The organism is Mycolicibacterium sp. SMGY-1XX (assembly GCF_059132455.1).
Genome location: NZ_CP101139.1, coordinates 3134303 through 3154054, shown reverse-complemented (window position 1 = coordinate 3154054; position 19752 = coordinate 3134303). Strand labels below are relative to the sequence as shown.

The following is a 19752-nucleotide window of genomic DNA, read 5'->3' as shown; positions in this document are numbered from 1 at the left end:
GGGCCCCGTTCACTCAAGACTTCATACTCCAGCGGTCCATGTTCCACCCCGCACCCCACCGGGTCGGGTTGCTGCTGACGGCCTCGATGTTCTTCGACGTCATCAGTGTGCGCTGCTGACGGTACAGCGGCATGGTCGGCATGTCGGCCCACAGGATCGGAGCCCCCTCGCCGTACAGACGGGCCTGCTCCTTCGGGTCGAGCGTGACCGCCAGCGCGCTGATGATGCCGTCGATCTGGCCGTTGGCGTATCTCGACAGGTTGTCGCCGTTGCCGGCGAACAAGGTGTACGCATCCACCACCGACGAACCGGAGGATCCGCTGCCGGTGGCTCCCCCGGTGCTGGCGATCAGCACGTCGATCTGTCCGTCCCGTAATGCCTGCGGGCCGGCCACATCCGAGGACGCGTCGGTGACCGTGATGCCCGCCGGTTCACACGCCTTGGCGATGGCCCCGACGGTGGCCGCCAGCCGGGCGTTGGGAGTCTGGTAGCCGATGCGGACCGTCAGCGGCCGGTTCTCCAGCGTGTCGCGCGCGGCGACCGGGTTCGACGTCATGAACGGACCCGCTTCCGGGACGTTCTCGGTCATGGCCAGCGCATCCTCGTTGGCCGGGTTCAGCCTGGCGTTGGAGACCGGCACCTCGGCGTTGCGGGCGATCACGTCGCGCGGGGTGCAGTGCGCCAGCGCCCGACGCTCCGGGATCTGCGACAGCGGGCCCTGCGGGGCGAAGATCATCTGTTCGATGCCGGTCGACGGCGAGTCCACGCGGTCGTAGTTGTCCGGGGTGGTGAGGGTGCCCGACGACCCGGTGGCGACGTCGACGACCTCGAACGTGCCGTCGTTGACACGATCCTGGACGTAGAGGCCGCGCTGCCACACCGTGATCCGCGGGGTCACCGGTTTGGTGCCCCACCACCGGTCGTTGGCGACCAGCACAACGGCGCCGTCGTCACGTACCGACTCGATCTTGTACGGCCCCGAGGACGGGAACTTCTTGACGTCGACGCCGGGTTTCAGATCCCAGCCGGTGTTCCACACCTGCGCGATCCGCTCGATGACGGGCACATCGGCCGCCTGCAACGCGCGGGTCACCCCGCCTTCACCGAGACCGAGTTCGTCGGCGATCACGTGCGAGGGCATCAGCGAGGTGGCGGTGAACAACTGGCCGTACTCGGCGAAGCCCCGATCGATGGCGAACGACACCCGGGCCTTCTTCTGCCCGGGCTGGCAGTCGATGTCGGCGATGTCGATGTAACCGGCACGGCTGGCGGCGTCGAACTGCGGGAACCGCCCCGACTGCGCCAGCCAGGTCAACACCATGTCATCGCAGGTGATCGGTTTCCCGTCGGAGTACACCGCGTTGTCGGCGATCTGATAGTCGAGGATCAGCGGCTCCCGGCCCACCACGGCGATCGACCCGAAGTCATGGTCGGCCACCACCTGGCCGTCGGGTCCGTGGTAGCCGAAGCCGGTGAGCACCCGCGCGAAGGCCTGCGCACCGCCGGAGGCCGCACCGGTCACGGTGTTGGTGTTGTACGTGACCAGCGCGCCGTCCACGGCGTAGTCGATCTCGTCACCGCCGCCGCCACCGCAGCCGGCCAGCGCCACCGAACCCACCAACACCGCGACCGCCGTCATCGCGATCGCCGCGATGCGCCGCGATCTGACTCCCATCGCGGCTAGCTCCGTCGAGGGCTGCGCTTGCCCGTCGGACGGCCGGTCGAACGGGTGGGCCGTGACGGACGGGCCGCGTCGGCAGGCGCGGACACCGCAGCCGGAGTGGCGTCGCTGACTTCCGCGTCCTCATCGGTGTCGGCGTCGCCGACCTTCGCATCGGTGACCGCACCGGAGCCGGCGCCCCCGGCGCGATTGCGCCGGTTCATCACCCGGCGGGTGTGCACCCGGACCTTCTCGGTGCGCTCCCGCAGCGTCACCAACAGCGGTGTGGCGAAGTAGATCGACGAGTACGTACCGACCACGACGCCGACCAGCTGCACCAGCGCGAGGTCCTGCAGAGTGCCCACGCCCAGCAGCCACACCGCGATCACCATCAACGCCACGATCGGCAACACCGAGATCAACGCGGTGTTCAGCGAGCGCATGAAGGTCTGGTTGATCGCGAGGTTGGCCTGCTCGGCGAACGTCCGTCTGGTGGTGTGCTCGAAACCGTGGGTGTTCTCTTCGACTTTGTCGAACACGATCACCGTGTCGTACAGCGAGAAGCCGAGGATGGTGAGCCAGCCGATGACCGTCGCAGGCGTGACCTCGAAGCCCACCAGCGCATAGACGCCGGCCGTGACCACCAGGTCGAACACCAGGGTGGCCAGTGCGGCCATCGCCATGTAGCGCTCGTAGCGCACGGTGATGTAGACCGCGACGATGGCCAGGAACACCACCAGCGCGATCAACGCCTTCTCGGTGATCTGCCCGCCCCAGGTCTCCGACACCGCGGAGTCGGAGATCGCCTGCGGGCTGGGCTGTCCGTCGGACCCGATCGGCTGGAACCTGTCGAACAGCGCCTGCCGCAGATCGGCGGTCTGCTGGTTGTCCAGCGTCTCCGACCGGATCTGGACGGTTGCCGACGGACCGTTGCCGACGATGACGACCGACTCCGGGGCCTCACCCAGGGTCTCGCTGAACACCGTCTCGACCTGCGTGGCGTCCGCTGAGCCGTTGACACCCGCGACCGGGAGGGACACCTTGGTGCCGCCCTCGAAGTCGATACCGAAGGTGAAGCCGCGCAACACGATTGCCGCGATCGAGATCAGCATGATCACACCGCTGATCGTGTACCAGAGCTTGCGCTTCCCGACGACCTCGAAGGCACCGGTACCGGTGTAGAGGCGAACGAAGAAGCCGTGCTGCGGTACCTGCCCGGCGCCGGCCGGCTCGACATCGAGTGCGTCTGCGTTGTTCTTGTCTGCCGTTTTGTCTGCCATTGCCTTAACCCCGTCCCGCCGACGCCGCGGCCCGGCGTTCCCGGGCGATCTGCTGTACCGCTCCCAACCCGTTGAAGGCCGGTTTCGCGAGCAATGCGGACTTCGATGCCAGGAACACCAGCGGCCACGTCACCAGGAACACCACCACGACGTCGAGGATCGTGGTCAGGCCCAGGGTGAACGCGAAGCCCTTCACCTGCCCGACGGCCAGGACATAGAGCACCAGCGCGGCCAGGAACGTCACGGCATTACCCGACACGATGGTCTTGCGGGCGCGTGCCCAACCTCGTGGAACCGCGGAGCGGAACGAGCGGCCTTCCCGGATCTCGTCCTTGATGCGCTCGAAGAACACCACGAACGAGTCGGCCGTCGTTCCGATACCGATGATGAGGCCGGCGATACCGGCGAGGTCGAGGGTGTACCCGATGTAGCGCCCGAGCAGGATCAGGATCGCGTACACCATCGCGCCGGAGGCAATCAACGACAGCGCCACCAGCAAGCCGAGCACGCGGTAGTAGAGCAGCGAGTACAGCAGCACCGCCACCAAGCCCACCGCACCGGCGATCAACCCCGCCTTCAGCGACTGCAGCCCCAGAGTCGCCGAGACCGTCTCGGCCTCAGAGGACTCGAACGACAGCGGAAGCGAGCCGTACTTCAGGACGTTGGCCAGTTCAGCGGCCGACTGCTGAGTGAACTGTCCGGTGATCTGCGTGCGCCCACCGGGAATGGCTTCCTGGATCTCGGGAGCGCTGACCACCTGCGAGTCGAGGGTGAACGCCGTCTGGGTGCCGATGTTCTGCGCGGTGAACTCGCCCCAGGTCGTGGCGGCATCACTCTTGAATTCCAGGTCGACGATGTAGCGCGCCTGCTGCTGATCGAAACCGGACGACGCGTTGGCGATCTGTTCACCGCTGATGATCGACGGATCCAGCAGATAGACCGTGGCCTTGTCCTGCGAGCAGGTCACCAGCGGCAGGTTGGGGTCATCGTTACCGGCGAGGACGTCGTCGTCACCACAGCGGCCGGCCTGGTACTGCAGTGCCAGAACCTGAACGCTCTCGTTGTCGCTCTGGCGCAGCTGCTTCTCGAAGGCGATGCGCTCGGCCAGATCCTTGCGGGGGTCAGGCGGCGACTGGTCTCCCGGGGCCGCGGGCGTCCCGGGTGCCGGAGCGGCCGGCGTCTCGCCTGCCGGGGCCGGTGCGGGTGACGGCGTCGGGGTCGGTGCCGGCTCGAGCGGGTAGGGCCGCGGCTGCGCCGGCGGCGCGCTCGGAGCGGCCGGCTGGCCGTCAGCAGGTGCCCCTGCTCCCGGAGGAGCACCGGGGATCAGTCCACCGGGTGCCGGTGCGCCGGGGGCGGGTGCGCCTGGCGCTCCGGGCGGGACGGCGCCGGGGGCGGGTTGGCCCTGACCTTGACCGGTAGCCGCGGCCAGCTGGTCGACCGGCACGGCATATTTCACCGGACGGATGTAGAGGCGGGCGGTCTGCCCGAGGTTGCGCGCCTCGGAGCCGTCGTTTCCTGGCACCGTGATCACGAGGTTGTCGCCGTCGATGACCACTTCGGAGCCGGACACCCCGAGCCCGTCGACGCGGCTGCTGATGATCTGCTGCGCCTGGTTCAGCGATTCCCGGGTGGGGGCGGTTCCATCTGGGGTGCGTGCGGTCAGCGTGACCCGGGTACCACCCTGTAGATCGATGCCCAGCTTGGGGTCGGGCTGCTTGTTGCCGGTGAAGAACACCAGCGCGAAGGCACCTACCAGCAGAACCAGGAACAGCGTCAGGTAGCGGTACGGGTGCACCGGCGCCGTAGACGATGCCACGTTGTTGTGTCTCCTCCGAGGTCGTGCATGCAGTCATCCATGCTCAGGCCCGGTTTCGGGCCGTGGCGTTAGGGGCGATCGGTCGCCCGCACCCGGAAAGGGTACGTGCCGTACCTGGCGATCAGTCTCTGTGCAGCCGGTCGGGGTCCGAGGGCGTGTCACCGATCTCGGTTCCCGACTCCAGCTCGTCGTCGACCTCGGTGGTGGGGGCGATCTTGTCGCGGACCGCCAGCTTCATCCAGGTGGTGACGACACCGGGGGCGACCTCCAGGTCGATGTAGTCGTCGCCGACGCCGGTGATGGTGCCCTGCAGGCCCGACGTGGTGTGGATGCGGTCCCCGATCTGCAGCGATTCGTGCAAGTCGATGGTCGCCTGCATCGCCTTCTTCTGCTTACGCGATGCGAAGAACATGAACGCGCCCAAGATGATCAGCAGGGGCAAAAATACGACCAGATCCATGACAGCTCGAGTCCTTCTACTCTTTCGTGGCTACTTCAGTTTCGATTTCGTTCCGGGGCGGCTACGTCCCTGACCATTCGGTGCTGGACCAGCAGGTCACCGGCACCTCATAAGTGTCCAGTGTGCCATTGGTGCTGATCGCACCGACCCGCACCGCCCGGATGCGTCCAGCGTGCCGAGGGTCGCCGGCTGCCGAGGTCGCGACGATGATCGCACGGATTGGCCCCACCAGTCACATGCCCGGTCTTGCGCTCCCCAGCACCGGCCGGAGAGCTCACGCCTCGAGGCGGGCGAGACTGGCCTGGAAATGGACTGTCCCCCGGTGGGACCGCCACCGGGGGACTTTTAGAAAGTAACTGCCACCGATTACGTACGCAATTCGACGAACTGATACGTATTCCATCGCCGATCGGAGAAGTAGCTGGGGATTCCAGTAGGCCGGGCGCACCCCGACGACTAGGCTCGTCGTGCGGGGAACACCAGCGAAATCGGTCCCCGTGAGTCCAGCCGTTGACAGGAGTCCTTACGTGTCCACCCTCGAACAGAGCCGTCTGCTGGCCACCGAGATCCCGGGTCCCCGGTCGGTGGAGTTGGCCGGTCGCAAGACCGCAGCGGTATCACGCGCCGTCGGAACCACCATGCCGGTCTACGCCCAGCGCGCCGGCGGCGGCATCGTCGAGGACGTCGACGGTAACCGCCTGATCGATCTGGGGTCGGGTATCGCCGTCACCACGGTGGGTAACGCCTCACCGCGGGTGGTCGACGCGGTGGCCGCGCAGGTCGCCGACTTCACCCACACCTGCTTCATGATCACCCCGTACGACGGCTATGTGTCGGTGTGTGAGCACCTCAACCGGCTGACCCCCGGCTCGTACGAGAAGCGGTCGGCGCTGTTCAACTCCGGGTCCGAGGCGGTGGAGAACGCCATCAAGATCGCCCGGTCCTACACCAAGAAGCAGGCGGTCGTCGCTTTCGATCACGCTTATCACGGCCGCACCAACCTGACCATGGCACTGACCGCCAAGTCGATGCCCTACAAGAGCGGCTTCGGCCCGTTCGCTCCCGAGATCTACCGCGCACCGCTGTCCTACCCCTACCGTGACGGCCTGATCAACAAGGACCTGGGCACCGACGGTGAACTGGCCGCCGAACGCGCGATCTCGGTCATCGACAAGCAGATCGGCGCCGGCAACCTGGCCGCGGTGATCATCGAGCCCATCCAGGGCGAGGGCGGATTCATCGTCCCCGCGCCGGGTTTCCTCCCCGCGCTGCGCCAGTGGTGCTCCGACAACGGCGTGGTCTTCATCGCCGACGAGGTGCAGACCGGGTTCGCCCGCACGGGTGCGATGTTCGCCTGCGAGCACGAGGGCATCGAGCCCGACCTGATCGTCACCGCCAAGGGCATCGCCGACGGACTGCCGCTGTCGGCGGTGACCGGGCGCGCCGAGATCATGGACGCCCCCCACGTGTCCGGCCTCGGCGGTACCTACGGCGGCAACCCGATCTCCTGTGCGGCCGCGCTGGCCACCATCGAGACCATCGAGCTCGACGGCATGGTCGCGCGGGCGGCTGAGATCGAGTCGTTGATGAAGGACCGCCTGCATCGGCTGCAGGCCGAGGACGACCGGATCGGCGATGTCCGCGGCCGCGGCGCCATGATCGCTGTCGAACTGGTGAAATCCGGTAGCTCTGAACCGGATCCGGAGCTCACCAAGGCTCTCAGCTCGGCCGCCCATGCCGCGGGTGTGATCGTGTTGACCTGCGGCACGTTCGGTAACATCCTGCGGTTCCTGCCGCCGCTGAGTATCAGTGACGAGCTGCTGATCGAGGGCCTCGACGTGCTGGCATTGCTGCTCGCCGACCTGTAGGCAACCTCGAAAAACAATTCCGGCCGTGGAGCAAGTCGCTCCACGGCCGGATTTCTCTCGCGGGATCAGTGGTGGACCAGAGGGCGGTGGCCGGTTCCGTTGCCGCGGAACAGGTTCCGCCAGCTGCGCCGCGGACGGCTCTCAGCGGTGGGGCCGATCACCTCGGTGCGCTGGTCGGCCATCGGCAGCGGCGTCGACACGGGTGCCGCGGTATCGGTCTCCGCCACAACAGGCTCGGTGCGCTGGGCGTAGGCGACGTCCCGCACGCTCCGGATGGAGAGCCGGCCCACAGCCAAAGCGCCGAGGAACACGATCAGCGCCCCCAGGCCGGAGAAGAAGGCCAGTTCCAGGGCCACCGTCTTGGCCGGCGTCGCGGCGACGGGAACACCCAGCTCGCCCATGGACAGCATCGACGCGAAGGCGCGCCCGGCGACGAACCAGGCACCGGCGATCACGGCGAGCCAGCCGCCGAGGGTGGCGCTGGCGCGGTTCCGGGAGGTCAACAGGAGCAGACCGCCGAGCACCGTCACAGCTCCGGGCAGCACCTCGAGCCAGCCGCGCGCGTCCGTCCACACCCACGGCTGGTCGGGTGAGTATGCGAAGTCGAAATACGGCCCGACGAAGGGGATCAACGCTCCCCACACACCCAGCAACAGCAACAGGAAGCCGCTGGCCGCACCGCGGCTACGGGCGATCTTCATGCGGCCACCCTTGAGCTGGTGCACATCCACGGTGCCCGTCGAGGCATCGACCGTGCGAGTCCTCTTCATTGTTGCCTCCTCTTGTTGGGGCACTGGATACCCACCGGACCGCGGGGACTAACTCGCGCGCGGCGCCCGGCCCAGATCCCGTCGGCCGGCTCCGCCGGTGTGACTCCAATCACTCTGGCGCGCAGAAGATTTCGACTGTGACGGCAGACACACGAAGCAAAGTTCACAGTCAACTGACAGCCCCCACGGGATTAAACTTAGTTTTACTAACGTAGTTTTAGATGGCGCGGTCACCACGCCGCCTTTCTTCCTCATTCCTGCTAGTTCCAAGGGGACCTCTATGAACGCTGCACAGTCAGCCCAGGACCGCGAGACCCGCCTCGCTCACCGGATCGCCGATCTCTACGCCCACGACGCGCAGTTCGCAGGCGCTCGCCCCAGTGACGCCATCAGCGCGGCGATCGACCAACCCGGCCTGAGCCTGCCGTCGATCGTCGAAACCGTGATGGTCGGCTACTCCGACCGCCCCGCCCTGGCCCAGCGCGCCGTCGATCTCGTCGTCGACTCGGCCACCGGCCGCACCACCGCGACGCTGCTCCCCCGGTTCGACACCTTGACCTACGGTGAGCTCTGGGAACGCATCGGCGCGGTGCGCAACACCTGGCACCACGAAGGTCTGCACGCCGGTGACCGCGTGGCCATCCTCGGCTTCACCAGCGTCGACTACACCACCGTCGACATGGCGCTCGTCGGACTGGGTGCGGTGTCGGTGCCACTGCAGACCAGCGCGCCGGTAGCCCAGCTCCGCCCGATCGTCGCCGAAACCGAACCGGCGCTGATCGCCTCCAGCATCGACTTCCTCGACGACGCCGTAGAGCTCATCCTGAGGGGCCACCAGCCGCAACGCGTGGTGGTGTTCGACTACCTGCCCCAGGTGGACGACCATCGCGACGCGCTCGCCGATGCCCGTCGCCGCCTCGCCGAAGCCGGTCACCCCCTGCCGGTGGAGCCCCTGTCCGAAGTGCTGACCCGCGGTCAAGACCTGCCGGCCGCACCGAAGCCGGACCCCACCGAGGACAATCCGTTGAGCCTGCTGATCTACACCTCCGGCAGCACCGGCGCACCCAAAGGGGCGATGTATCCGGAGAACAAGGTCGCCAACATGTGGCAGGCATCGGCCCGCGCCGCGTGGCTCCCGGAGCAGTCCCCACTGCCGGCCATCGTGCTGAGCTTCATGCCGATGAGCCACATGATGGGACGCAGTGTTCTCTTCGGTGCGTTGTCATGCGGCGGCACAGTCTATTTCGCCGCCCGCAGTGACCTGTCCACCTTCCTCGAAGACCTCGCGCTCAGCCGCCCCACCCAGCTCAGCTTCGTGCCACGGATCTGGGAGATGCTGTTCAACGAGTATCAGAGCGAACTGGATCGCTCGGCGGCAGACGATGACGATCAGGTGCTGACCGCATTGCGGCAGAAGCTGCTCGGCAATCGGTTCGTCTCGGCGATGAGCGGATCGGCGCCCATCTCGGCGGAGATGAAGGCGTGGGTGGAGCGTTTCCTGGACATGCATCTGGTGGAGGGTTATGGCTCCACCGAAGCCGGCGCGGTGTTCGTCGACGGTGTCGTGCGACGTCCTCCGGTGATCGACTACAAGCTGGTCGACGTCCCCGAACTCGGGTACTTCCACACCGACCGGCCCCACCCCCGCGGTGAACTGCTGGTCAAGAGCGAGCAGCTGTTCCCCGGGTACTACAAGCGGCCCGATGTGACCGCCGAGATGTTCGACGCCGACGGCTTCTACCGGACCGGCGATATCGTCGCCGAGCTGGGACCGGATCAGCTGGAATACGTCGATCGCCGCAACAACGTGCTCAAGCTGGCGCAAGGTGAATTCGTCACCGTCTCCAAATTGGAAGCGGTCTTCGACAGCGCCTCGCTGGTGCGGCAGATCTATCTCTATGGCAACAGCGCGCGCTCCTATCTGCTGGCGGTGGTGGTGCCGACCGAGGACGCGCTGGCGCAGTCGGACCCCGAGACGCTCAAGGCGCGTATCAGCGAGTCGCTGCAGCGGGCGGCGCGGTCGGCGGATCTGCAGTCCTATGAGGTCCCCCGCGACTTCCTGATCGAGACAACGCCTTTCACGCTGGAGAACGGGTTCCTGACCGGTATCCGCAAACTGGCCCGGCCGAACCTGAAGGCACACTACGGACCCCGGCTGGAGGAGCTCTACAGTGAGCTCGCCGACGGCCAGGCCGCCGAGCTGCGCGCGCTGCGCCACAGCGGTGCCGAGCAGCCCGTGCTGGAGACCGTGAGCCGGGCCGCCGGTGCACTGCTCGGCGCGGCGGCCGCCGACCTGCAGGCGGGCGCCCACTTCACCGATCTGGGCGGAGACTCGCTGTCGGCGTTGACCTTTGCCAACCTGCTGCACGAGATCTTCGGGGTCGACGTGCCGGTGGGCGTGATCGTCAGCCCGGCCACGGATCTGGCTGCCATCGCGGCGTTCATCGACACCGAACGCAGCGGGGGAACCAAGCGTCCGACGTACGCTTCGGTGCACGGCAGGGAGGCCACCGAGGTCCACGCCCGCGATCTGACGCTGGACAAGTTCCTCGACGCCCATACGCTGGCCGCCGCACCGACCCTGCCGGGCCCCGCCGAACAGGTCCGTACCGTGCTGCTGACCGGCGCCACCGGATTCCTCGGCCGCTACCTGGCCCTGGAGTGGCTCGAACGCCTGAGCCTGGTCGACGGCAAACTGATCTGTCTGGTGCGGGCCAAGTCCGATGAAGACGCCCGCCGCCGGCTGGATGCGACATTCGACTCCGGTGACCCCGAATTGTTGCGCCACTACCAGGAATTGGCCGCGGCGCATCTCGAGGTGATCGCCGGCGACAAGGGCGAGGCCGACCTCGGGCTCGATCAAGCCACCTGGCAGCGCCTGGCCGATACCGTGGACCTGATCGTCGACCCGGCCGCGCTGGTCAACCACGTGCTGCCGTACAGCCAGCTGTTCGCGCCGAACGCGCTGGGCACCGCGGAGCTGATCCGCATCGCGCTGACGACGAAGATCAAGCCGTTCGTGTACGTTTCGACAATCGGCGTCGGCGCCGGCATCGAGCCCGGCACGTTCGTCGAGGACGCCGACATCCGCGAGATCAGCGCCACCCGCACCGTCGACGAGAGCTACGCCAACGGGTACGGCAACAGCAAGTGGGCCGGCGAGGTGCTGCTGCGCGAGGCGCACGACCTGTGTGGGCTGCCGGTATCGGTGTTCCGCTGCGACATGATCCTGGCCGATGTGACCTATGCCGGCCAGCTCAACCTGCCGGACATGTTCACCCGGATGATGTTGAGCCTGGGGGCAACCGGGATCGCCCCGGAGTCGTTCTACGAGCTCGGTGCCGACGGGCAGCGCCAGCGCGCCCACTACGACGGACTGCCGGTCGAGTTCATCGCCGACGCGATCTCCACCCTGGGCGCCAATGTGGTCGAGGGATTCGAGACCTATCACGTGATGAACCCCTACGACGACGGTATCGGAATGGACACCTTCGTCGACTGGCTGATCGAAGCCGGGTATCCGGTGCACCGCGTCGGTGACTACGCCACCTGGCTGGCCCGGTTCGAGACGGCCCTGCGGGGGCTGCCCGACAAGCAGCGGCAGGCCTCGCTGTTGCCGCTGCTGCACAACTACGCCCGCCCGGAACATCCGATGCGGGGGTCCATGGCACCGGTCGACCGGTTCCGGACCGCCGTGCAGGAGGCCAAGATCGGCCACGACAAGGACATCCCGCACATCACCGCCCCCGTCGTCGTCAAGTACGTGACGGATCTGAAGCTGCTGGGTCTGCTCTAGACCCAGCCTCGACTACGCCAGGGCCGGTGCCCTCCCCGCTCACCGGTCCTGGCGTAGTGCCCTTCACACCAGGGCGAGGGCCAGCAGCACCACGGCGATGGCCGGGAAGGTGCCTTGGGTCAGCGCCGCACGGGCTTTGTCCGGCGACGACGCCACCAGCACCAGCGCCGCAGCCGCCATGGACCCGGCGCCGGCGAACACCAGCGCCGCACCGATACCTTTGTGGCCCAGGGCGACCGCGGTGATACCCAGTGCGGTGATCACCGCCAGGAACAGGTTGTAGAAACCCTGATTGAAGGCCAGCAGTTTGGTGGCCTCGGCTTCTTCCCTGGTGGTGCCGAAAGCCGCCCGGGTGCGCGGGCTGGTCCATGTCAGCGACTCCATCACGAAGATGTAGACGTGCAGCAGCGCCGCGAGCCCGGCGAAGATCGATGCCGCAGTGATCATGAAAGCTCCGGTATCTCGCGAAGAGCGCCACGCTCAGCGCTGTCGGTGGATGTGCTGTCGGTGGATGTGCACTGTAATCGAACACCACGCCTTGTCAGGAACCCATCGTGATCCAGCAACTCGACGCCGCGGGCCCGTGCCGCGATGGCCACCCGCGCGACGTCGACCGCCGGGAGCAGCTCGGCGAGAACGCGCAGACCGGCGTCGATTCCCGCCAGACTAGGCGGCGGTAAATGGTGGTTTCGGCTGGTATGGCGTGTACCACCACCAGTCGCAGCGTTGCCCGCCGGGCCCGGGGTGCGCCTGAACATCAGGTGGTGGTGTGGTCGGCGGACGCGCCAGTGATCCGGCGCGTAGCGGATGCCCGGCTGCATCGGTGACCACGAGGCGATCCACCGGACCGGTAATCGTGATGACATGCTTGTGGTGCATCCGATGGTGAAATGGGCATACCAGCACCAGGTTCCAGAGCTCGGTGGGGCCACCGTCCTCCCAATGGACGACGTGATGAGCATGGAGTCCGCGGGTGGCCCCGCACCCCGGCACAACGCAGGTGCCGTGGTCGCGGTGCTCGAGGGCGCGGCGCAGCCGGCGGCTGATGGTGCGGGTTTCGCGGCCGGCGCCGATGGGGCGGCCGTCGCGTTCGAACCACACCTCACAGGTGGAATCGCACAGCAGGTACCGGCGGTCGGCATCGGAGAGCAGCGGCCCCAGATGCAATGCGGCAACGCGGGACTCGAGATCGAGATGCACGACGACGGTGGTCCGCTGTCCGTGCGGGCGGGCAGTGACATCAGCGTCCCAGCCGGCTCGCACCAAGCTCATGAATCCGTCGACCGGGACCGGGAACGGCGGTGTCTGATCGGATTTTTCATCACCGTGGTCTCTTTTCCAGTCGGCGACAACCTTGTCCTGATGCGACTGCAGCGCGGCGTCGAACTCCGCAGCCTCCTCGGCAGGCAAGGTGACATGCCAGGTGGTGGACTGCTCACCGCAGGTCTTGGTGATCGACCGCGGCGCCTCCGGTTCCGGTATCGGCTCGGGCTCGACGTCGGGCTCTGGTTCAGGTGTGGGACGCGGTTCCAATGCAACCGCCTGACGGATCTGCTTGACGGTGGCAAACCGGGCGAACTGCGCGTAATGCGCATCGGAACCCGCGCCGGCTTTCTCAGCGACGGCTCCCACCTGGTCCAGCGACAACCAACCTTCGCGCATACCTGCAGCGCACTGTGGGAATTCAGCGGACCGCTGCGCCACCGTGGTGATGACCGTGGCGGTGTGCGGCGAGACCCCGGTCTTGGCAGCCACCAAGGACGCCATCGACCGATACCCCGTGGCGCCCGCCAACCCGTCACCGTCGATCTCGGCGACGATCTCCACGATCTCCCCGTCGATCGCATTGCGCTGGCCGGTCAGCTCCCCGAGCCTGTCCAGCAACACCTCCAGCCGCTGCTTGGGAGAAACCCCAGCAGCGGCCAAAGGCGTTGCAGTGGAAGGCATGACACCATCAAAGCAGACACGTCCGACAAGAAAGCTGAGCTCTGGGCCGAACAAGGCCGGCCCGTTCTCCCCCTCGTCCCTGGGGCTGGGGAGTGTCGCAGTAACGGTGTAAGTGGCCATACGGCCCCCGGTGTACCGGGGGCGGAAGGGCCACCTGGTGACCGAGACTGTCGTGGCTGTGGAGCCATCGCAGAAAGGACCATGACGAGGGGGGTTCGGTGCGGGGCGTAGAGGGCTTGTCGAGGAGGCCGGCGTCACCGTGCGGACGCCACCGGTTGACCCACTTCGAGGCGCAGGCGTGTGAGATGCCCATCTCTGCGGCGATGTGAGCGAGGGGCCGAGTTCGGCATCGATGGACAAGCCGTCGACGGCCTTCGACGCTCAGCGGAGCATCTGCGTGACTCACCCGACAACGTCGCTTCGGTATCGAGGTGCGATCAGGCGTTGCGAGGGCAGCAGCATGATCAAGGCGACGCCGGTTAGGGCGATGGCTACCCACACTGGCCCGAGATCACCGGAACACGGGAGCGCCACCGCCCCAGCTGCCGGACCTACCGCCGCCCCGATGTTGAGCGCGGCGGTCGCATAGGAACCGCCCATGGTGGGCGCTCCGGACGCCGCGTAGAGTACCCGTGCGATCAGGGTGCTCCCCACGGCGAACGCCAGCATTCCTTGGACGAAGATCAGGATCAAGAGAAGCACCGGGTGTGCGGCAAGCAGCGCGAAAGCCACCCATCCCGAAAGCAGGATGGGTGCGCCCACGCCGAGAGTCCGACGCGGGTATCGGTCGGAAAGGCGTCCAGCCGCAGCCACTCCGAGAAAAGATCCAAGGCCGAACAGCACCAGGGCCAGCGGTACCCACACCTCATCCAAGGCAGCGGTCCCGGTCACGACGGGGGCGAGGAACGTGAACGCGGCGAACGTGCCACCGTTGACCAAGGCTCCGAGCAGCATCGCCATGAATAAACGGGGCGAACAGAGTTGAGCGAGTTCGAAAACCAGAGACTTCGCACCGTTGGACCGTTCCGATGCTGAGTCTGTGTGGGGCCGAATCCCGACGAGGATGCCGGCTGCGGCGGGAACGCATAGCAACGCGACGGCCCAGAACGTGGCCCGCCACCCCATCGCGCTACCGAGCAGAGCGCCGGTGGGGACGCCGGCGACGGTCGCGATCGTGGTGCCGGACAGAAGGATTGCCAGGGAACGTCCCTTCTGGTCAGGGGCAACAAGACGGGTCGCAGTGCTCAGGGCGACCGCCAGGAAACCGGCGTTGGCGACCGCGGCCAGGACACGGGTGGCGAACAGCACGGAGAAGGACGGGGTGATCGCGGCGACGACGTGACAAAGTGCGAAGACCACCACGCAACCGAGCAGTGTGGCCCGCGCAGGCCATCGGCGAGCGAAGGCGGCCATCGTGGGGGCGCCCCCGATCATCCCGACCGCGAACGCCGATGTAAGCAGTCCAGCAGTCCCGACCGAGACGTCGAAACTGGTGGCGATGTCCGGTACCAGGCCGGCGAGCATGAATTCTGAGGTGCCCATGGCGAAGACCGCGAGGGCAAGCAGGTACAGAGCGAGAGGCATCGAGTTACTCCGAGGGAAGAAACGAACAGAAGGCGTCTCGTCACCACGGCCAGCCTGATGGAATTGCCCGAACGGCCACCCACGCATGCAAGCGGGGCGGGAAGGCTAGATCCTCAGTGGTTCAGGGGGCTGACGGCGCGACCGAAAGCCCCCACAGTGTCCGATTCAGGGCTCGACATAGAGCAAAGTTTAAACACAGCCGATCGAGCACTGCACATCTGATTGGATGGCCACGCCATCGACATCAACGTCCTGCCTCGCAACATCTAATCGAACAGCGCGCTCTGCCCCAGCCCGGCCGCCCCGGCGGGCGGTTTCATCCCCAGGTGGGTCCATGCCAGTGCCGTTGCCACCCGCCCGCGCGGCGTACGCGCCAGCATCCCGGCGCGCACCAGGAACGGTTCACAGACCTCTTCGACGGTGGTGGCTTCCTCCCCCACCGCAACGGCCAGCGTCGACACCCCGACGGGGCCACCCCCGAAACTGCGGGTCAGCGCCGAGAGCACGGCGCGGTCAAGCCGGTCGAGGCCGAGTTCGTCGACGTCGTAGACCTCCAGCGCGGCCTTGGCGACATCCTTGGTGAGGACGCCGTCGGCGCGCACCTCGGCGAAGTCGCGGACCCGGCGCAACAGACGATTGGCGATCCGTGGCGTGCCGCGGGAGCGCCGCGCGATCTCGGTGCTGGCGTCGTCGCCGAGCTCGATGCCCAGGATTCGCGCCGAGCGGGCGAGCACCCGTTCCAGTTCGACCGGCTCGTAGAAATCCATGTGCGCAGTGAACCCGAAGCGGTCGCGCAGCGGCCCCGTCAGCGCGCCCGAGCGGGTGGTGGCACCGACCAGGGTGAACGGTGCGACTTCCAGCGGAATCGACGTCGCCCCAGGACCTTTGCCCACCACGACGTCGACGCGGAAATCCTCCATCGCGAGGTAGAGCATCTCTTCGGCGGGCCGGGCAATCCGGTGGATCTCGTCGATGAACAGCACGTCACCTTCGACGAGGTTGCTCAGCATGGCCGCCAGATCGCCGGCCCGTTCCAGCGCCGGGCCCGATGTGACCCGCAGCGACGAGCCGAGTTCGGCGGCGATGATCATCGCCAGCGATGTCTTGCCCAGCCCGGGCGGCCCCGACAGCAGGATGTGATCCGGCGTGCCGCCGCGGTTCTTGGCGCCTTCGATGACCAGTTGCAGCTGCTCGCGCACCCTGGGCTGACCGATGAACTCGTCGAGCGACTTCGGCCGCAGGCTGGCGTCGATATCCCCTTCACCGACCGTCAGCGCGCCGGAGACCTCCCGCTCCTCCGGGGCATCGTCGTCGTCGAATCGGCTCATTTGTTCTTGCCCAACAGATTCAGCGCCGACCGCAGCACCGTCGAGGTGGAGGCATCGGGTTCAGAGGCCAGCACCTTGTCGGTGGCTTCCTCAGCCTGCTTGACCGCAAAGCCAAGTCCGACAAGGGCTTCGACCACCGGGCCTCGCACCGCGTGGCCACTGGCGGCACTGGAGCCCGCCGTACCGGTCACCGGGCCGATCTTGTCACGCAGCTCCAGCACCAACCGCTCGGCGCTGCGCTTGCCGATACCGGGCACCCGGGTCAGCGCGGTGACGTCACCGTCGGCCAGCGCCTGCCGCAACGCGGTGGCGTCGTACACCGCCAAGGTGGCCAGCGCGATCTTGGGCCCGACGCCGGACACACCCAGCAACGTGCTGAACAGGTCGCGCGCGTCGGCGTCGGCGAAGCCGTAGAGGGTCATCGAATCCTCGCGCACGATCATCGCGACGATGAGCCGGGCCTCCGTACCGCGTCGCAGGCCCGCCAGCGTCGACGGTGTGCACATCACCTTGTAGCCCACCCCGGCGCATTCGATGACAGCGTGATCGAGGGCGATGTCGACGACCTCGCCGCGTACCGAGGCGATCACCGGGCGGCCTTGAGCTTGGCTTGGTAACGCTTCTTCTGTTCGGCGGCCATGGCCTCGGCCTTGGCCATCCGCGCGATCATCGGGGCCCGCCAGCAGTGACAGATGGCCAACGCCAAGGCATCCGCGGCGTCCGCGGGGGTGGGTTTCTGCTGCAGCGCCAGGATCCGGGTGACCATCTCGGTGACTTGGGCCTTGTCGGCCCGGCCGTTGCCGGTGACGGCGGCCTTGACCTCGCTGGGGGTGTGGAAGTGCACTTCGATCTCCCGCTTTGCGGCCGCGAGCGCGACGACGCCGCCGGCCTGCGCCGTGCCCATCACCGTGGAGACGTTCTGCTGGGCGAACACCCGCTCGACGGCCACCACATCCGGTTTGTGGGTGTCCATCCAGTATTCGACGGTGTTGCTGATGGTGAGCAACCGGCGGTGCAGCGGGTCGCTGGACGGGGTGCGCACCACATCGACATCCAGGGCGATCACCTGCCGTCCGGTTCCGCCTTCGATCACCGAGAGACCACACCTGGTCAGTCCCGGGTCGACGCCCATGACGCGCAACAACTGGGACCCCTTCCCACCAGAAAACACCGAACAGCTGTTCGAGAGCGTAGCCGGTGTCGGGGACACCCTACGGTAGGGACACGCCAGCTGGGCACCGCCGACCGGAGGAACCGATGCCAGAACCGCGCAGTGATCTCACCGAACTGCTACGGCGCCGCGCGCTCACCGAAGATTCCGCTCGGCCCGACGCCGTGGACCGCCGCCACGCCGCAGGCGGGCGGACCGCGCGCGAGAACATCGCGGACTTGGTGGACCCGGAGTCGTTCGTCGAGTACGGGCGGTTCGCCATCGCGGCCCAGCGGCAGCGCCGCGAGGTCACCGACCTGATGGCCCGGACCCCGGCCGACGGACTGGTGGCGGGCACCGCCCGCATCAACGGGGCGGCCTGCGCGGTGCTGTCCTACGACTACACCGTGCTGGCCGGCACCCAGGGTGCGCTCGGGCACCGCAAGAAGGATCGCCTCTTCGAGCTCATCGAGCGATTGCAGCTGCCCACGGTGTTCTTCGCCGAAGGCGGCGGGGGCCGACCCGGTGACACCGACTACCCGGTGGTCTCGTCCCTCGATGTCCGCGCCTTCGCGCTGTGGGCGGGGCTGTCCGGGCTGGTGCCCCGGATCGCGGTGGTCAAGGGTCGCTGTTTCGCGGGCAATGCCGTGATCGCCGGATGCGCTGACCTGATCGTCGCCACCGCCGACACCTCGATCGGGATGGGCGGCCCGGCGATGATCGCCGGCGGCGGCCTCGGCGACGTCGCCCCGGATGACGTGGGCCCGGTGTCGGTGCAGGAACCCAACGGCGTCATCGACGTCGTGGTGGCCGATGAACGCGAGGCCGTGGCGGTGACCAAGAAGCTGGTGGGCTATTTCCAGGGCCGCACCACGCCCGGCCCGGCGGCCGATCAGCGGACGCTGCGCACCGTCGTCCCCGAGCGGGCACGTCGCGCCTATGACGTTGCACCCGTCATCGAGACGCTGGCCGACGAAGGCTCGGTGACATTGCTGCGCAAGCGTTTTGCCCGTGAGATGGTGACCGCGCTGATCCGCATCGACGGTCGCCCGATCGGGGTGATCGCCAACGACACCCGCTACATGGCCGGCGCCATCACCGCGGCAGGCGCCGAGAAAGCGGCACGATTCCTGCAACTCTGCGACGCTTTCGGCCTGCCGGTGCTGTCGCTGGTGGACTGCCCCGGCTACATGGTCGGTCCGGCCGCCGAGGCCGACGCACTGGTGCGGCGCGGATCGCGACTGCTGATCGCGGGCGCGTCGCTGGAGGTGCCGCTGATCGCGGTGGTGCTGCGCCGTGGGTACGGTCTTGGCGCGCAGGCGATGACGGGCGGCAGTCTGCAGGAACCGCTGCTCACCGTGGCATGGCCGGGAGCGCACCTGGGACCCATGGGTCTGGAGGGCGCGGTGCGCCTGGGCATGCGTAAGGAACTGGACGCCATCGCCGACGACGCCGAACGCGAGGAACGGGTTCGTCAGCTCACCGACGCGGCACAGGTGACCGCCGGCGCACTGAACGCGGCATCGGTGTTCGAGATCGACGATGTGATCGACCCGGCCGACACCCGGGCGTTGATCATCGCGACCCTGGCGGCGGCCGACGGGCACCACCGCTCCGGCCGGCGCCGGTTCATCGACACCTGGTGAAGCTTTTCACCGCTCGAGGCCGGTGCTGTTGCGCAACTCGACGGCACCGCCCTCGTGGGTCACATCCGCCTGTGCGCTGCGCTTCTGGGCGACGATCTCGTTGATGCGACGGCCAGAGGCGCGCCAGCCCTTCACCTTCTCGCGGCCCACCTCTTGGCCGTCGCGTTCGGTGATCACCTTCCACGGCATTCCGAGGAACTTGGCCAGCAACCAGAACGGCCAGGCCAGCAACACCGGTAGCGCCAGCAGGAACAGCACGATGCCGAAAGTGCTACTGCCCCACGACGCCATGTCCATTGCCCCCAGCAACGGCCACTGAGCACGGCGCACCCGCCACTTCACGCCGTCGGCGTCACGGAACTCTGGCATGTGCTCACACTAGATGTACCGCACAACCCTGGCGTTTCCTGAGGATCGTGCACTACGGGGCACGAGATGCCGATTCGG

General features: G+C 67.3%; 15 protein-coding genes and 1 pseudogene. 3 read left to right on the top strand and 13 right to left on the bottom strand.

Annotation, left to right across the window (positions count from 1 at the left end):
- Positions 1 to 13: 13 nt before the first annotated feature.
- The 4 genes from NL241_RS15560 to yajC all read right to left on the bottom strand — a co-directional run bounded on the left by NL241_RS15560 (position 14) and on the right by yajC (position 5216).
- Positions 14 to 1675, bottom strand: coding sequence for an ABC transporter substrate-binding protein (locus tag NL241_RS15560; RefSeq protein ID WP_487692691.1), 1662 nt, complete (start codon positions 1673 to 1675; stop codon positions 14 to 16).
- Between the two features lie 5 nt (positions 1676 to 1680).
- Positions 1681 to 2940 (bottom strand): protein translocase subunit SecF, encoded by a 1260-nt coding sequence (gene secF, locus NL241_RS15555; RefSeq protein ID WP_487692690.1) that lies wholly within the window; start codon positions 2938 to 2940, stop codon positions 1681 to 1683.
- Between the two features lie 4 nt (positions 2941 to 2944).
- The gene (gene secD / locus NL241_RS15550; RefSeq protein ID WP_494398007.1) at positions 2945 to 4756 is read right to left on the bottom strand and encodes a protein translocase subunit SecD; all 1812 of its coding nucleotides are present in this window, start codon (positions 4754 to 4756) and stop codon (positions 2945 to 2947) included.
- A 121-nt stretch (positions 4757 to 4877) separates the two neighbouring features.
- Complete coding sequence (gene yajC / locus NL241_RS15545; RefSeq protein ID WP_494398006.1) at positions 4878 to 5216, bottom strand: preprotein translocase subunit YajC; 339 nt, start codon at positions 5214 to 5216, stop codon at positions 4878 to 4880.
- Between the two features lie 527 nt (positions 5217 to 5743).
- Here yajC and gabT point away from each other — a divergent pair.
- Positions 5744 to 7084 (top strand): 4-aminobutyrate--2-oxoglutarate transaminase, encoded by a 1341-nt coding sequence (gene gabT / locus NL241_RS15540; protein WP_494398005.1) that lies wholly within the window; start codon positions 5744 to 5746, stop codon positions 7082 to 7084.
- Positions 7085 to 7149: 65 nt separating this feature from the next.
- Here the strand turns inward: gabT and NL241_RS15535 are convergent, their stop codons facing one another.
- On the bottom strand, positions 7150 to 7785 hold the full coding sequence (locus NL241_RS15535) for a hypothetical protein (protein WP_487692742.1): 636 nt from the start codon (positions 7783 to 7785) through the stop codon (positions 7150 to 7152).
- 349 nt (positions 7786 to 8134) lie between these two features.
- Here NL241_RS15535 and car point away from each other — a divergent pair, with 349 nt between their 5' ends.
- Positions 8135 to 11650 (top strand): carboxylic acid reductase, encoded by a 3516-nt coding sequence (car, locus tag NL241_RS15530; RefSeq protein WP_494398004.1) that lies wholly within the window; start codon positions 8135 to 8137, stop codon positions 11648 to 11650.
- Between the two features lie 63 nt (positions 11651 to 11713).
- On the opposite strand, the gene NL241_RS15525 is transcribed toward car, so the two are convergent.
- The 7 genes and pseudogenes from NL241_RS15525 to ruvC form a co-directional block, all read right to left on the bottom strand.
- On the bottom strand, positions 11714 to 12097 hold the full coding sequence (locus tag NL241_RS15525; protein ID WP_487692685.1) for a DUF1304 domain-containing protein: 384 nt from the start codon (positions 12095 to 12097) through the stop codon (positions 11714 to 11716).
- Positions 12098 to 12316: 219 nt separating this feature from the next.
- Complete coding sequence (locus NL241_RS15520; RefSeq protein WP_494398003.1) at positions 12317 to 13597, bottom strand: HNH endonuclease signature motif containing protein; 1281 nt, start codon at positions 13595 to 13597, stop codon at positions 12317 to 12319.
- A 202-nt stretch (positions 13598 to 13799) separates the two neighbouring features.
- Positions 13800 to 14003: pseudogene (locus NL241_RS15515) on the bottom strand (helix-turn-helix domain-containing protein); the annotation flags it as partial.
- Positions 14000 to 15181 (bottom strand): Cmx/CmrA family chloramphenicol efflux MFS transporter, encoded by a 1182-nt coding sequence (locus NL241_RS15510; RefSeq protein WP_494398002.1) that lies wholly within the window; start codon positions 15179 to 15181, stop codon positions 14000 to 14002. The pseudogene NL241_RS15515 and the gene NL241_RS15510, both read right to left, overlap by 4 nt.
- A 266-nt stretch (positions 15182 to 15447) precedes the next feature.
- Positions 15448 to 16509, bottom strand: a complete 1062-nt coding sequence (gene ruvB, locus NL241_RS15505; protein WP_487692682.1) for a Holliday junction branch migration DNA helicase RuvB — start codon at positions 16507 to 16509, stop codon at positions 15448 to 15450.
- A complete protein-coding gene (gene ruvA, locus NL241_RS15500; protein ID WP_494398001.1) occupies positions 16506 to 17099 on the bottom strand; it encodes a Holliday junction branch migration protein RuvA in 594 nt (197 codons plus the stop codon). The genes ruvB and ruvA overlap by 4 nt, the downstream gene beginning before the upstream one ends.
- Complete coding sequence (ruvC, locus tag NL241_RS15495) at positions 17096 to 17650, bottom strand: crossover junction endodeoxyribonuclease RuvC (protein WP_494398318.1); 555 nt, start codon at positions 17648 to 17650, stop codon at positions 17096 to 17098. The genes ruvA and ruvC overlap by 4 nt, the downstream gene beginning before the upstream one ends.
- 116 nt (positions 17651 to 17766) lie before the next feature.
- Between ruvC and NL241_RS15490 the strand changes: the two genes are divergently transcribed.
- Complete coding sequence (locus tag NL241_RS15490) at positions 17767 to 19305, top strand: acyl-CoA carboxylase subunit beta (protein ID WP_494398000.1); 1539 nt, start codon at positions 17767 to 17769, stop codon at positions 19303 to 19305.
- 6 nt (positions 19306 to 19311) lie between these two features.
- Here NL241_RS15490 and NL241_RS15485 read toward each other — a convergent pair whose 3' ends face one another.
- On the bottom strand, positions 19312 to 19674 hold the full coding sequence (locus NL241_RS15485) for a hypothetical protein (RefSeq protein WP_487692679.1): 363 nt from the start codon (positions 19672 to 19674) through the stop codon (positions 19312 to 19314).
- Between the last annotated feature and the right edge of the window lie 78 nt (positions 19675 to 19752).